This window comes from Methylobacterium sp. WL12 (assembly GCF_008039475.1).
Taxonomy (GTDB): Bacteria; Pseudomonadota; Alphaproteobacteria; order Rhizobiales; family Beijerinckiaceae; genus Methylobacterium; species Methylobacterium cerastii.
Genome location: NZ_VRUW01000100.1, coordinates 1 through 14246 on the forward strand (window position 1 = coordinate 1; position 14246 = coordinate 14246).

The 14246-nt window shown below is 71.0% G+C and carries 12 protein-coding genes and 1 pseudogene; 3 read left to right on the forward strand and 10 right to left on the reverse strand.

Annotation, left to right across the window (positions count from 1 at the left end):
- Positions 1-156 precede the first annotated feature (156 nt).
- From FV226_RS23890 to FV226_RS23930, 9 genes are all read right to left on the reverse strand, one after another.
- Complete coding sequence (locus tag FV226_RS23890) at positions 157-1449, reverse strand: aminotransferase class I/II-fold pyridoxal phosphate-dependent enzyme (RefSeq protein WP_147764881.1); 1293 nt, start codon at positions 1447-1449, stop codon at positions 157-159.
- 229 nt (positions 1450-1678) lie between these two features.
- Positions 1679-2065: a response regulator gene (locus FV226_RS23895; protein WP_147751161.1), complete on the reverse strand. Its 387-nt coding sequence runs from the start codon at positions 2063-2065 to the stop codon at positions 1679-1681.
- A gap of 75 nt (positions 2066-2140) precedes the next feature.
- Positions 2141-2467: a YnfA family protein gene (locus FV226_RS23900; RefSeq protein WP_147764882.1), complete on the reverse strand. Its 327-nt coding sequence runs from the start codon at positions 2465-2467 to the stop codon at positions 2141-2143.
- A gap of 89 nt (positions 2468-2556) precedes the next feature.
- On the reverse strand, positions 2557-3744 hold the full coding sequence (locus tag FV226_RS23905) for an HWE histidine kinase domain-containing protein (RefSeq protein ID WP_147764883.1): 1188 nt from the start codon (positions 3742-3744) through the stop codon (positions 2557-2559).
- 310 nt (positions 3745-4054) lie between these two features.
- Positions 4055-5686, reverse strand: a complete 1632-nt coding sequence (locus FV226_RS23910; RefSeq protein WP_147751164.1) for an AarF/UbiB family protein — start codon at positions 5684-5686, stop codon at positions 4055-4057.
- A gap of 133 nt (positions 5687-5819) precedes the next feature.
- The gene (locus tag FV226_RS23915; RefSeq protein WP_147764884.1) at positions 5820-7490 is read right to left on the reverse strand and encodes a SpoIIE family protein phosphatase; all 1671 of its coding nucleotides are present in this window, start codon (positions 7488-7490) and stop codon (positions 5820-5822) included.
- Positions 7487-8344 (reverse strand): GGDEF domain-containing protein, encoded by an 858-nt coding sequence (locus FV226_RS23920; protein ID WP_147764885.1) that lies wholly within the window; start codon positions 8342-8344, stop codon positions 7487-7489. The genes FV226_RS23915 and FV226_RS23920 overlap by 4 nt, the downstream gene beginning before the upstream one ends.
- Positions 8341-8730 carry a DUF1987 domain-containing protein gene (locus tag FV226_RS23925; protein ID WP_147764886.1) on the reverse strand — a complete coding sequence of 130 codons (390 nt, stop codon included), beginning with the start codon at positions 8728-8730 and terminating at the stop codon, positions 8341-8343. Before FV226_RS23925 ends, FV226_RS23920 begins: the two co-directional genes overlap by 4 nt.
- 13 nt (positions 8731-8743) lie before the next feature.
- Positions 8744-9298 carry a SiaB family protein kinase gene (locus FV226_RS23930; RefSeq protein ID WP_147764887.1) on the reverse strand — a complete coding sequence of 185 codons (555 nt, stop codon included), beginning with the start codon at positions 9296-9298 and terminating at the stop codon, positions 8744-8746.
- Between the two features lie 388 nt (positions 9299-9686).
- Between FV226_RS23930 and FV226_RS23935 the strand changes: the two genes are divergently transcribed.
- The 3 genes from FV226_RS23935 (at position 9687) to FV226_RS23945 (ending at position 13703) form a co-directional block, all read left to right on the forward strand.
- Positions 9687-10967 (forward strand): O-acetylhomoserine aminocarboxypropyltransferase, encoded by a 1281-nt coding sequence (locus FV226_RS23935; RefSeq protein ID WP_147764888.1) that lies wholly within the window; start codon positions 9687-9689, stop codon positions 10965-10967.
- 216 nt (positions 10968-11183) lie between these two features.
- Complete coding sequence (locus tag FV226_RS23940) at positions 11184-12098, forward strand: manganese catalase family protein (RefSeq protein ID WP_147764889.1); 915 nt, start codon at positions 11184-11186, stop codon at positions 12096-12098.
- Positions 12099-12422: 324 nt separating this feature from the next.
- The gene (locus FV226_RS23945; protein ID WP_147751171.1) at positions 12423-13703 is read left to right on the forward strand and encodes an MFS transporter; all 1281 of its coding nucleotides are present in this window, start codon (positions 12423-12425) and stop codon (positions 13701-13703) included.
- Between the two features lie 51 nt (positions 13704-13754).
- On the opposite strand, the pseudogene FV226_RS28170 reads toward FV226_RS23945, so the two are convergent.
- Positions 13755-14246 (reverse strand): annotated as a pseudogene (locus FV226_RS28170) (hypothetical protein); the annotation flags it as partial.

The following is a 14246-nucleotide window of genomic DNA, read 5'->3' on the forward strand; positions in this document are numbered from 1 at the left end:
CCACCCACCCCCTCATCCTGAGGTGCCGCCTCAGCGGCCTCGAAGGAGCCCTCCAGCGGTCGCGCGATCTTGGAGGGCTCCTTCGAGGCTTCCGCTTCGCGAAAGCGCCTCAGGATGAGGTGTGGGGGTGGGATTCGAGGGCTTGCGACGCGGCGCTCAGCCGACCTGGGCCAGGGCCTGCTCGATGTCCGCGACCAGGTCCTCGACGTTTTCCAGGCCGATCGACAGGCGGACGGTGTCGGGGCCGACGCAGGCCGCCTCCTTCTCGTCCTTCGGCAGCTGGCGGTGGGTCGTCGTGGCGGGATGGATCGCCAGCGACTTGATCTCGCCGATGTTCACCAGGTGCGAGATCAGCTCCAGGCTGGTGATGAACTTGAGCGCCGCCGGCTCGCCGCCCTTCAGGGCGAAGGTGAAGATCGCACCCGGCCCCTGCGGCACGTAGCGCCGCGCCAGCGCCTCGCCGGGTTGCCCGGGCAGGCCGGGATAGCTCACCCAGGCCACCGCCGGATGATCCTTGAGGTAGGCGGCGACCGTGCGCGCGTTGGCGCAGTGGCGCGCCATCCTGAGCGGCAGGGTCTCGATGCCGGTGAGCGTCAGGAAGGCGTTCATCGGCGAGAGCCCGGGGCCGAGGTCGCGCAGGCCGAACAGGCGGCAGGCGACGGCGAAGGGGTTGTCGGGGAAGCGCTCGGTGATGACGAGGCCGTCGTAGTCGGGCCATTCCCCGGTGATCAGGTTGTAGTGGTCGGTCTTCGCCCAGTCGAACCGGCCGGCGTCGCAGATCACTCCGCCGATGGTCTGGCCGGAGCCGCCGAGGAACTTCGAGGTCGAGTGCACGACGATGTCGGCGCCGTGCTCGATCGGCCGGATCAGGGCCGGCGAGGCCAGCGTGTTGTCGACGACGAGCGGCAGCCCGTGGCGCCGGGCCACCGCCGCGATGCCTTCGACGTCCATCACCGTGGCGCACGGGTTGACGATCGATTCGCAGATGATCGCCCGTGTCTCCGGGGTGATCGCCGCCTCGAAGTCGGCCGGCGTCAGGCCCTTGGCGAAGAGCGGCTTGAGGTCGTAGCGCCCGTCGAGCCGGCGCATCAGCCCGAGCGAGCCGCCGAACAGCCGCGGCGAGGCGACGTAGGCGTCGCCGCTCTTCATCAGGGTCAGCATCACGAGGAGCAGCGCCGACTGCCCCGAGGACACGGCGACGGCGGCCTTGGCGCCTTCGAGCGCGGCCACGCGCCGCTCCAGGGCGGCGACGGTGGGGTTCGAGCCGCGCGAGTACGAGAACCCGGTGCGGCGCATGTTGAAGATGTCGGCGGCCTGCTCGGTGGAATCGAACACGAAGCCGTTGGTGAAGTAGATCGGCTGCGCCCGCGCGCCGGTGGCCGGGTCGGGGCTCGCGCCGGCATGGATCGCCTGCGTGGCGAAGCGGGGGGTCTTCGGCGTGTCTGTCATCGGGCTCGGTCCTCGGACCCTCGCCCTATCACGGCCGACCGGGGGCAGGGCAACCGCGCTGCGACCGGCGGAAGGCGATCGTTCGAAGCCGCGTCCGGCGGCTTCAGGGCGCGAAGTGCGCCCCGCGGAGCGAAAGCCTCGAGCCCGCGGAGGCGGGCGCCGGCGATTAAGGCCGAAGACGAACAGGGCAGGCGCTTTCGAGCGCTGGCCCTGGGCTCGGTGGAAGACCCTAGGCGGCGCGGTGGATGAAGGAGCGCAGGGTTCGGACCAGGGTGTTGGGCTCGTAGGGTTTCGGGATGAAGCGGGCGCCGTCGGGCATGTCGTAGGGGCCGGGCGTCCCCATGCCGGACACGACGAGGACCGGGATCGTCGGCCAGCGGTCGGCCACGAGGCGGGCGAGGGCGAAGCCGTCCATCGAGCCCTGCGGCATGTCGACATCGGTCATCAGGACCTGCACGTCGTGCCGGTTCTCCAGGACCTTGAGGGCCTTGTCCGCGTGGCTCGCTTCGAGAACCGTGAAACCCGCGTCGGCGAGGGTGTCGGCGGCTTCCATCAGAAGAAGGCCGTCGTCTTCTACCAGGAGAACGACGGGTTGATCTGTCGGGCTGTCGGTCATCAGGCCTGCGGAGACTGTCTTTGAAAACCAGCCCCGGGGCCTATTCCCCGGTGTCCGCCCCGTCAAGGCGCGGCCTCATGCGGCCCGCGGCCCCCACAGGATCAGCCCCGCGCCGGCGAGGCACATCCCCGCGCCGACGCAATCCCACCGGTCCGGGACGCGGCCCTCCACCAGCCAGAGCCAGGCGAGGGAGAGCGCGACGTAGACCCCGCCATAGGCGGCGTAGGCGCGCCCGGCCCCCTCCGCCTCGACGCGGGTGAGGAGCAGCGCGAACAGGCCGAGCGCCACGGCGCCGGGAATCAGCCAGAGCGGCGATCGGTCGAGCCGGAGCCAGGCCCAGGCGGCAAAGCATCCGGCGATCTCGCAGAGGCCGGCCGCGACGTAGAGGAGGAGCGTGGGCACGCGCGCTCACTCGCACGCGCGACGAAAAGCACCAAGCGGGCCGGCGACTTTTGGGGGCGGAAAGACCGCTCCGGCGCCCCAGCTCGCGCTCAGGCGGCGACGACCGAGGCGAGCGGCGCTTCCAGGGTCAGCACCGCACCGGTCGGCGGGAAGCCGAGGGAGACCGCGCCGCCGAAATCGTGGCTCAGGCTCCGGGCGATCAGGCGCGTGCCGAACCCGGAGCGCGTCGGCGGCGCGACGGGCGGGCCGCCGATCTCCTCCCAGCGGAAGCGCAGGCGCGCCTCCGGCTCCGGTCCGGCGACCTCCCACGAGATCGCCACCTGGCCGGCGGCGGTGGAGAGCGCGCCGTACTTGGCGGCGTTGGTCGCGAGCTCGTGCAGCATCAGCGCCAGCGTCAGGCCGTGGCCGGCATCGAGGGTCACGTCGGGGCCGCTCACTGCGAAGCGCCCGGGCGCCCCGTCGCCGTGCAGGGCCACCGCGCCCGCGACGAGGCCCGACAGCGAGGCGCTCGACCACGCCCCCTGCACCAGCACGTCGTGCGCGTGGGCGAGGGCCACGAGGCGGGCGTCGAGGGCCTGCCCCGCCTGCTCCAGCGAGACGGCGTTGCGCAGGGTCTGCGCCGCAACCGCCTGGACCAGGGCGAGGGTGTTCTTCACCCGATGCGCGAGTTCCTGCATGTGCAGGGTCTGGCGCGCCTCGTTCCGCTTCAGGTCGGTGATGTCGCGCGACACCGCCAGGATGCGTTCGGGACGGCCGTCGGCGCCGGCGACCGGCGTCACCGCCACGTCCCACCAGCTCGGCGCGTCGGCGCCCGTCATCGCCTGGACCCGGCACGGCCGACCGGCGCGCGCCGCATCGAGGGCGTTTCGGATTCCGGCGCGGCTCTCGGGGAGGGACCAGGCGTCGATCCAGGGGCGGCCGACGCATTCGGCGGTCGACGCCCCCAGGAGCGCGGACCCGTTCTCGCTCACGCGGAGCAGGCGCCCGTCGCGGTCGAGCACCATGACAACGTCGGTGGCGGTCCAGAGGACGTGCCGGTCGAGGGGGTCGGCAGGGCGCGGATTGGCGTAGGACCCGTCCGCATCGACGCGGCGCTCGGGCACGACGATGGGCTCTTGAAGACCGAAGTCGATGCGCTCTTGGAGCGTAGCGTCCGTGGCGTCCACGCCGCCCTGCCGGGTCGCCGCGCCCGAGCGCCGGTTCTCCGCATCGAGGGCGGAGAGGCGCCGGTCGCCGACCACGGCCTGGAACGCCGAGACATCGTAGCCCGCGTCCATCGCATTCGCTCCCCCGATGCCCGTCGCGCGGCGCCGGCGGGCGCGTCCGCGCGGCGTGCGAGGGTGGATCGGCCCAGGGAACGTGAAGGCTCGGGCGACGAGGTGTCGAGATCGGAGCGCACCGGCGGATGCTCCCGCTTCTGGCCGCGCCCCACCCGCATCCGCGGAACCAATGGGCTGCGTTAAGCTAGCATACCGCTCCCGCCTCGCAAGATGGGATTGTACTGCCGTCGGCTCGACCAAGACGGAGACTGGTCGAGGCCCGGACGTTACAGGCCTCGGGACTTACGCGCCTCGCATCGTCCGGCTGTCACTTCTTCCGGCCGAGCAGGACCAGCCAGCCGACCCCGAGGGTGAAGACGATCAGGCCGATCGTCACGAAGACCGGCGTCCCGAGGTCGATCAGGCGCGGGGCGAGCTGGGTGGCGAAGGCGGCCACGACCAGCGCCACCGCGACGCGGGCGGCCGCCCGCTCGATGCCGCGGGTGACCTTGTCGAGGCCTTTTACCTCGATCTCCACGGTGACGCGCCCCTGCTTGAGCCGCACCAGCATCAGGTGGATCAGCGTCGGCAGCTCGGAGGCCGCGCCGTAGAGGCCGACGCCGAGCGCCTCGGCCTTGGTCTTGAGGCCGCCGAGGGAGAACTGCGACTTCATGCTCGCGCGCACGGTCGGGCCGGCGGCGGCGAACAGGTCGAAGTCCGGGTCGAGGTGGCGCATCACGCCGTCGGCGGTGACGAGACCCTTGAACAGGATCGCGAGGTCGGTCGGCATCGCGAGGTCGTTCTCGCGCGCCATGGTCATGAAGTCGGTGAGCACGAGGCCGAGGTTGAGCGGAATCGAGGAATGGCTTTCGACGAAGGACTGCGCCGAGCCTTCGAGCCGCGTCAGGTCCGGACTGCTCGAGCCCGTCCAGTCGAGCAGCACCGCCATCAGCCCGTCGGCGTCCTGTTTGAGCATCGCGCCGATCAGCACGAGAAGCTGGTTGCGCCGCTTCTGCGACAGGCGGCCGATGATGCCGAAATCGATGAAGCCGATGCGGTTGCCCGACATCGCCAGCATGTTGCCCGGGTGCGGGTCTGCGTGGAACACGCCCTCGATCAGCGCCATCTTCAGGAACGCGTCGGTGCCCTTCTGGGCGAGCAGCTTCTTGTCGACGCCGGCGGCGGCGAGCCGCGCCTCGTCGTTCGGGGGGATGCCGTGGATGAACTCCTGCACCAGCACCCGCTCGGAGCACCATTCCCAGTGGATCTTCGGGAAGACGATGTCGTCGCGGTCGGAGAACAGCGAGGCGAGCAACTCGCAGTTGCGCGCCTCGTTCAAGAGGTCGAGCTCGCCGTTCAGGCCGGCGGCGAGGTGGCGCATCTGCTCGCCCGGTTGGTAGCGGGCCATGTCCGGCCACTCGGTCTCGACGATGCGGGCGCCGTGCGCCATCAGGCGCAGGTCCGCGTCGATGATCTTGCGCAGGCCCGGGCGCAGCACCTTGACGATGACGTCCTCGCCCGAATGCAGCTTGGCCCGGTAGACCTGGGCGATCGAGGCCGAGGCGATCGCGTCGGTGTCGAACTCGGCGAAGATCTCCTGCGGCGGCGCCCCGAGGTCGGCCTCGAGCTGCGGGCGGATCGTCTCCCACGAGACCGGCGAGACCTGGCTGTGGAGCTTGGCCAGCTCCTCGGTCCACATCGGCGAGAGCAGGTCGGGGCGGCTCGCGAGCACCTGCCCGAACTTGATGAAGGTCGGCCCCAAAGCCTCGATCGCCCTGCGCAGGCGCTCGGGCTCCGACAGGCGGGTGACGTCGATCTTCGGCTTGCGGCGCGGAAGGATCGGGATGTAGCGCAGCCCGAGCCGGTCCACGACCTTGTTGACGCCGAAGCCGATCAGGATCGAGGCGATCTCCGACAGCCGCTGACGGTCGCGCGCAGCAACGAAGGCGGTTTTCAGCATAAGGGCGGGTCGATCCGTGCGAAGGCGGGAAGCCGCCGGGACAGCACGAGCATCGGGTCTTTTTTAGGGTCGGCTCCGCTTTAAGGTCGGTCCCGCCGCGATGCGATCGGGCGCGGTCCCGTTAGCTTGCCTGTCAGCGCGGCCGGAAGGCGATCAGGGTCATGTCGTCGCGCCGGACCTCCGGCCCGCGATAGGCCGCCAGCTCGGCCTCCAGGGCCGCGACCTGCTGCGCCAGGGGGAGGGCGGCGTGGGCGGCGAGCCGCCCGGTCACCGCCTTCTGGCCGATCAGGCGGGCGGGGCGCGCGGGATCGGGCCGCCCCATCTGGTCGGTGATGCCGTCGGTCATCAGGTAGAAGGTCGCGCCCGCGACCGGCACGGAGACGTCGCGCTCCGGCAGCACCTCGCGCCCGGTGCGGGGATAGCCGAGGCCGCGCTTCTCCCCGCGGATGCGCTCGGCGACGCCGTCGCGGATCACGGTGAGCGACAGGCCGGCGCCCGCGAACAGGAGGGTGCGCGCATCCCGGTCCCAGACGCAGATGCCGCAATCGAGGCCGTCGTCCGACTCCGAGCCGCGGCCGTCCTGGCGCAGCTGCGCCCGCACCATCGTGTCGAGGCCGGCCAGGATCGCGGCAGGCGAGCGCAGGCCGCGCTCGTGCAGCAGGCGGTCGAGGGCGGTGGCCACGATCAGCGTGAGGAAGGCGCCGGGCACGCCGTGGCCGGTGCAGTCGGCGACCACGACGAAGCTCAACCCGTCGACCTCCTCGAGCCAGAAGTAGTCGCCGCCGACGAGGTGGAGCGGCTCCCACAGGACCGCGACCTCGATGCCGGCCCGGTCGAGGGCGGCGTGGTCGGGCAGGACCGAGGACTGGATGCGGCGGGCGTAGCCGATGCTCTCGATCACGAGGCGGTTGGCCTGCTCCAGCTTGGCGTGGGCGGCCGCGAGGTCCCGCAGCAGCTGCTTGGCCTCGTCGCCGGAGCGCAGGCCCTCCACCATGTTGTTGAAGGCCTGGGTGATCACGTCGATCTCGTTGCGCGGGCGGAACTCGCCGTCCATCGCGACGGTGGCCCAGCGCTTGTGCTCGACCTCGCGCATGGCGACGAGCAGGCGCTTCAGGCGGGCGATCACGTGCCGCCGCACCGTCCTATGCAGCGTCGCCACGAAGGTCAGCATCAGCAGCAGGCTGATCGCCAGCGACAGCATCGCCTGCTTCTCGGCGCTGGCGCGGAGGGCCGCGGTGGAGAGAACGACCGTGAGGCTGCCCTCCGCCCGGGTGCCGCCCGCGGGCACGAGGTCGGCGGAGACGTGCGCCAGCTCCCACGGGCACGTGCGCGGCATCTGCCCGGCCGCGACCACGGTCCGGCCCGACGCGTCGTGCAGGGCGGCGTAGCGGAAGGCCGGGTCGCGGGTCAGCGCGTCGAGGGCGGCGCGGGACCGGGCGGGATCGCGGTTCCAGCCGGGCTGCGCGATGCTGGCGGCGACCAGCGTCGCCATCACCTCGGCGCGCTCGGTGTAGAGCCGATACTGGTCGTTGTAGTTCACCCAGGCGATGGCCGCCTGTGTCAGGAGCACCACCACGGCGATCACCGGGTAGATGCGCAGGAACAGGGTGTAGGCGACGCTGTCGAGGTTGCGCCCGCGGGCGGCGCCGCGCAGGGCGCCCGGCCGCATGATGTCGGCGACGCCCTCTTCCGCGGCCACGTCCGCGAAGCCGAGGTTGGCGGCGAGGTCGTCGCGGCTGAGCGGCCCCAACCCGCGCAGGGACCGGCGCCGAAGCGGGACGGCGGGGCTGGCGCAGTCGCTCATCGTGCCTCTCCGCGCCCCGTCCCGTCCTCGGCCTCCGTGCCGCGGACGCAGTCGCGCCCGGCCGCCTTGGCGGCGTAGAGCGCCGCATCCGCCCGCATCAGCGCCGTCTGCAACGACTCGTCCGGCCGGCCGGCGGCGAGCCCGACGCTGACCGACACAGGGATCGCCCCCTGCTCGACCGCGACCGTCAGGGCGGCCACGGCGCGGCGCAGGCGTTCGGCGACCTCGCGCGCGACCGCCTCGCCGGTGTCGACCAGCACCACGGCGAACTCCTCGCCGCCCATGCGCCCGAAAAGGTCGATCCCGCGCAGGTTCGCGCGGCAGGCCTCGGCGAAGGCGACGAGGGCGGCGTCGCCCGCCGCATGTCCGTAGCGGTCGTTGATGGCCTTGAAGCGGTCGAGGTCGAGCATCAGCACGCAGGCGGTGCCGCCGGAATCCTGGCTCCCCCGCCACGCGCGCTCGCCGAGGGTGAGGAAGCAGCGGCGGGTCATCGCGCCGGTGAGGGCGTCGGTGTCGGCCAGCCGCCGCAGCTCGGATTCGAGGCGCCGGCGATGGTCGATCTCGCTCGACAGGGCTTCGTTGAGGCTCTGGAGGTCGCGCTGCTGCTCCGCCAGGCGGGCGTTGGCCTGCTGCAGGTCGCGCTGCATGCGGTCGCTGAGCCGGACGAGGCGGCGCTGCTCGCGGGTGCCGCGGCGATAGGCGCCGGCGAGCTCCTTCACGCCGCCGGCCATCTCGGCCAGGCGGGTCTGCATCGCGTCCGCCCGCGCGATCACCGCCTCCTCGTTGTCGAAGAGGCTGAACGCGTCCTCGGCCGGGACCGGGGCCGCCGCGAAGGCGCTGCGCGCGCCGGTCATGCGACGACGTCCTTCACCATTTCGAAGCGGGCGTGGTCGAAGTCGGCGGCGAAGTCCTCGCCGGCCTCCTCGATCGTGTCGTCGCCCTCGGCGAAGTGCCAGCGGATCGTGACCGGACGCCCTTCGGCGGCCGCGTCTTCCAGGGGCATGAACAGGTTCATCAAGGCCTTCGCGCTCGACGAATTGAAGTAGGCGAGCGAGAGGTCGAAGCTGATCGGCTCCGGGCTCGGCGTCTCGAGGTAGCCGCGCAGGGATTGCAGCAGCGGGCCGAAGAACGCGGCCGCGTCCTCGGGGTAGGACTCGCCGCGCATGGCGAGGCGGCCGCCGTCGAAGTCGAAGTCGACCTCCGGCGAGCGGTCCGTCGGCGGGATCTGTATGCGGGTCATGGCGCCGGCGTCCTCAGATGTACGCCTTGAGGCAGAACAGGCTTCGGTCATCGCCGATCTCCTGGAAATCGTACTCGACGGGCGCGCTCGATCGCCGGGCGATCTCGATCAGGCCGATGCTGCCGCCCAGGCTCCCCTCGTCGGGGGCCTGGCGGAGCTTGTCGCGGTAGAAGCGCTTCAGCTCGTCGGCCGACAGCCCGACGATGTGGTCCAAGCGCTCGCGCAGGCGCGGCACGTCGCCCCGGCCGACCTCGTTGCCGCAGACGACGAAGAAGCGCCCGCCCTCCGAGCCGACCACGATGATGCCGCCGCTGACGCGGGGCTGCTCGGCCTCGGTCGCCGACGCGACCCGGTCGGCGGAGTAGCGGATCACGTTCTGCGCCTGCTCGACGAAGATCGAGAACACGCGCTTGGCCACCGAGGCGTCGGTCTCCTCCTGGCGCATGCGCAGCTTCAGCACCTCGCCCAGCGAGAACATCACGTTCTCCGACAGGTCGCCCCCGAAGGAGAGGATCACGCCGTTGCGCTTGGCGGCGTCGTGGAACGCCATGAAATCCTGCGCGAGCAAAGCATCCTCCCGGTCGAAGGCGGACCGCGCACGACGAGCCAACGATCCGCCGTCGAAACCCTTGGGCAGAAATCGTGAATAGCCAGTTAAAGTATTCATTATGCGACTATGGCAACAATCGCTCGTTGTAGATATTGCGCCGCCTGAAGCCTGACTCTATCGGCGGATGCGTAGCAAGCCTTTGCGTAGATGCTCGATCACTGTGCATCTATTGCCTCTTGTGAAGGCATCATGCCGTCCGGACCGGAGGCGCCTTGCTCAGCCCGGAGGCGCCTTGCTCAGCCCGGAGGCAGGCAGGTCGTGGGCACGGGCGCGGCGAGACCTTGCCCCCTCGCGCCGCGCGGGCGTACACGGCGGTGACGGGCCCGCGGGCCTAGGAGGCAACACGATGAGCGACCGGCTGCCCGGCTTCAACACCCTGGCGATCCACGCTGGCGCGAGCCCCGACGCGGCCACGGGCGCGCGGGCGACGCCGATCTACCAGACCACGAGCTTCGTGTTCGACGACGTCGACCACGCCGCCTCGCTGTTCGGGCTCCAGGCCTTCGGCAACATCTACTCGCGCATCACCAACCCGACGAACGCCGTGCTGGAGGAGCGCATCGCGGCGCTGGAAGGCGGCACCGCGGCGGTCGCCGTGTCCTCGGGCCACGCGGCCGAGTTCCTGACCATGCACGCGCTGATGCAGCCGGGCGACGAATTCATTGCGGCCAACAAGCTCTACGGCGGCTCGATCAACCAGTTCAACCACAGCTACAAGAACTTCGGCTGGAGCGTGGTCTGGGCCGACACCGACGACCCGTCCTCGTTCGAGCGCGCGATCACGCCGCGCACCAAGGCGATCTTCTGCGAGTCCATCGCCAACCCGGGCGGCGTCATCACCGACATCGCCGCTCTGTCGGAGATCGCCAAGCGGCACAACATCCCGCTCATCGTCGACAACACCATGGCGACGCCGTACCTGATCCGGCCGTTCGAGCACGGCGCCGACATCGTCGTGCACTCGGCGACGAAGTTCCTCGGCGGCCACGGCAACTCGATCGGCGGCCTCGTGGTCGACGGCGGCAGCTTCCAATGGGCTGGCGACGCGCGCTACCCGATGATGAGCGAGCCGCGGCCGGAATATGCCGGCATGGTGCTGGCCGAGACCTTCGGCAACTTCGGCTTCGCCATCGCCATCCGGGTGCTCGGCCTGCGCGACCTCGGCCCGGCGCTGTCGCCGTTCAACGCCTTCCTGATCCTCAACGGCATCGAGACCCTGCCGCTCAGGATGCAGCGCCATTGCGACAACGCGCTGGCCGTGGCGACGCACCTGGCGAGCCACCCGGCGGTGTCGTGGGTGAGCTATCCGGGGCTCGAGGCCGACCGCTACCATGAGCTCGCCAAGCGCTACACGCCGCACGGCTTCGGCTCGGTCTTCACCATCGGCCTGAAGGGCGGCTACGACGCGGGCGTCAAGCTCGTGGGCGGCCTGCAGCTGTTCTCCCACGTGGCCAACATAGGCGACACGCGCTCGCTGGTGATCCACCCGGCCTCGACCACGCACCGCCAGCTCACCGACGCGCAGAAGACCGCGGCCGGCGCAGGGCCGGAGGTGGTCCGCCTCTCGATCGGCCTCGAAGACCCGGCCGACCTGATCGACGACCTCGACGGCGCGCTCACCGCGTAGCCGTCCTTTACGCGGGCACGCGGCGCGCGAAAAAACGCCGTTCGGAGGACCGCCGGCCCGCCCCGCCTCCGTGCGGGGCGGGCCGATTCGTGCCTGCCGCCCGGGGACCCGAGCGGGAGAGGGTGCGGCGGCGATCGGGCCTTATCCAGGAACAAGGTCGGCGCTGGTCGGTAGCACCAGGGCGTCCCGGCTCTCCGGCGATAAGGATCCCCACCCATGTTCATGCGCATCGACAAGCTGCAGGCCGAGCTCCCGCAGCCGAAGCGACCCGATCCGAACGCCGCGGCCGCCCTGCAGGAACTGCTCGGCGGCAAGTACGGCGAGATGTCGACGCTGGGGAACTACATGTTCCAAAGCTTCAACTTCCGCAACAAGAGCAAGCTGCGGCCGTTCTATAGCCTGGTGTCGAGCATCTTCGCCGAGGAACTCGGCCACGTCGAGCTGGTCTCGACCGGCGTGTCGATGCTGAACAACGGCCCCGGCGACGACACCGAGAACGTCGACATCTCCAAGGCGCCGTTCCACGACATGCAGGACATCCGGCTCGCCGGCAGCTTCCTGTCGAACGGCGGCGGCTCCATGCCGATGAACGCGAACGCCGCGTCGTGGAACATGGACATGGTTACGACGACCGGGAACCTGATCATCGACCTGCTGCACAACTTCCACCTGGAATGCGGCGCCCGCATCCACAAGTTGCGCGTCTACGAGACCCTGAAGGACCCGACCGGCCGCGAGGTCTGCGGCTACCTGCTGGTGCGCGGCTCGGTCCACGCCCACGCCTACGCGCTGGCGCTGAAGAAGATCACCGGCGTCGAGATCGAGAAGATGCTGCCGACGCCGAACATCGATCTCAGCCGCGTGCCCGAATGCCAGAAGTACCTGCAGGAGGGCAGCCACCGCCGGCTCTACACCTTCAGCCCGAAGGACTACGCGGAAGCCGCCGGCGTCTGGTCGAACGACGAGGTCGCGCTGCCGGGCGATCCGCCCGGCCAGCTCGAGATCGTCGACGGCCACCCCGAAGGCGGCAAGATCCCGGAGCTCGACGGCAATTACGGCGCCTTCGCCCCCGACTACGCGCCGGAGGAGATCTTCGAGATCGCGAGCAAGCTCTACAAGAAGAGCCGCTGATCCTCGCTTAAGACGACGAGGCCGGCGTCCCGAAGGGGGCGCCGGCCTTTTTCGTGGGCTCCGCCGGCGGTCCCGTCGGAAGGCGAGCGTTGGCATGGCGTGGCGGGGAGCGGAATGCCGGCACCTCCGCCGGGTCGCTGACTTCATCGTCGTCTACATCGCGTTCGAGGCGGCGGAAGTGGTCGCGGCAGCAGGGTTACAGATCTTGACGTTGTTGCCCCTCGATCCCTGCATCCATCAGGTTTCGACACGCCGGATGCTGTGCAAACGCCGCGCGGTGCACTAACCGGGGCGCATTCCGACCCCGTGCGAACGCGAACCCCCATGCTTCAGACCACGCCGCCCCCCCTCTCGGCCCGCCGGGTCCTCGCCGCGAGCTTCGTCGGCACGGCGATCGAGTTCTTCGATTTCTACATCTACGCCACCGCGACCGCGCTGGTGATCGGTCCGGTGTTCTTCCCGCCCGGCGAGCCCGGCGTGCAGCAGCTCAGCGCGTTCGCGACCTTCGCGATCGCCTTCCTGGCGCGACCGGTGGGCGCGGCCCTGTTCGGACATTTCGGCGACCGGGTCGGGCGCAAGGCGACGCTGGTGGCCTCGCTCCTGATCATGGGCGTCTCGACGGTGCTGATCGGCTGCCTGCCGACCTACGCCACCGCCGGCTGGTGGGCGCCGGCCCTGTTGTGCCTGCTGCGCTGCGGCCAGGGCATCGGCTTCGGCGGCGAGTGGGGCGGGGCGGCGCTGCTGGCGGTCGAGAACGCGCCGCCGGGAAAGCGCGCCTGGTACGGCATCTTCCCGCAGCTCGGCGCGCCGGTCGGCTTCATCCTGGCCAACCTCAGCTTCCTGGCGCTCAGCTTCGGCCTCAGCGCGGAAAGCTTCCAGGCTTGGGGCTGGCGTCTGCCGTTCCTCGCCTCGGCCGCGCTGGTCGGCGTCGGCCTCTACGTGCGGCTCAAGCTCAGCGAGACGCCGGCATTCAAGGCGGCGCTGGCGCAGTCCAAGCCCGAGCGCGTGCCCTTCGCCGCGATGGTCACCGGCCACGGCCACGCCCTCGTCGTCGGCACCCTGGCGATGGTGGCGGTCTACGCGGTGTTCTACATCTCCACCGTCTTCGCCCTCGGCTACGGCACGGCGGCGCTCGGCTACACCCGGCCCGCCTTCCTGCTGTTCGAGTGCATCGCCGTCTGCTTCATGGCGCTCGGCATCGCGCTCTCTGGCGCCAACGCCGACCGCTTCGGGCGCCGGCCGGTGCTGATGGTCGGCATGGTGGTGGCGTTCAGCCTCGGCGGCCTGCTCGGGCCGATGCTCGGCTCCGGCTCGGGCGCGGTCGTGCTCGCCTTCCTCTGCCTGAGCCTGTTCACGATGGGCTGGATCTTCGGGCCGATGGGCGCCCTGCTGCCGGAGCTGTTCCCGACCCGCGTGCGCTACACCGGCGCCTCGGTGACCTACAACCTCGCCGGCATCGTCGGGGCGTCGGGCGCCCCCTACATCGCCCAGCGCCTGGTCGACTGGGGCGGGATCGCCTGGGTCGGCGCCTACCTCGCCGTGACGGCGATCATCAGCTTCCTCGCGGTGCTGATGATGCCGGAGACGCTGCGCAAGGGCGTGTAATTGAGGGATGGCCCTGCCTCGGCGGGGCCACCCCTAGGAGCGCGCCGCGCGTCAGTTCCGCTTGTCCAGCGGCCGGCCGAGCAGGCGCGCGAACTCGGCCTCGATCTCCTCCACCGAGAACGGGTTGGCGGCGGACTTACCCGGCGCGGACTTACCCGGCGCGGACTTGGCCGGCGCAGGCTCAGCGGCCTTCGGCGGCGGCGCGGGCTCGGCCTTCGGCGGCACGCGCGGCTCGACCGCTGCGGGCGGCGCCGGCGGCACGGGCTCGACCGGCGGCGGCGCCGGCAGGAACGGCTCGGGCTTCGGAGCCGGGGCAGGCGGGATGGCGAACGGCGCCGCGGCGGGCTTTTCCGCCTGCGGAAGCGGTGAGTCCACAGGCGCCGCCATGGCCGCGGCCATCGGGTCGACCGCGGCCGGCGCCTCGGGAGCGGGAGCGGAGACCGGAACCGGGTCCGAGAACGTAGGCGGGGCCGACCGGGCGGGGGCGACGGCCGAGGCCGGACGCGCCAGCGCGGCTTCGAGCTGGCGGGCCATGTCCGAGAG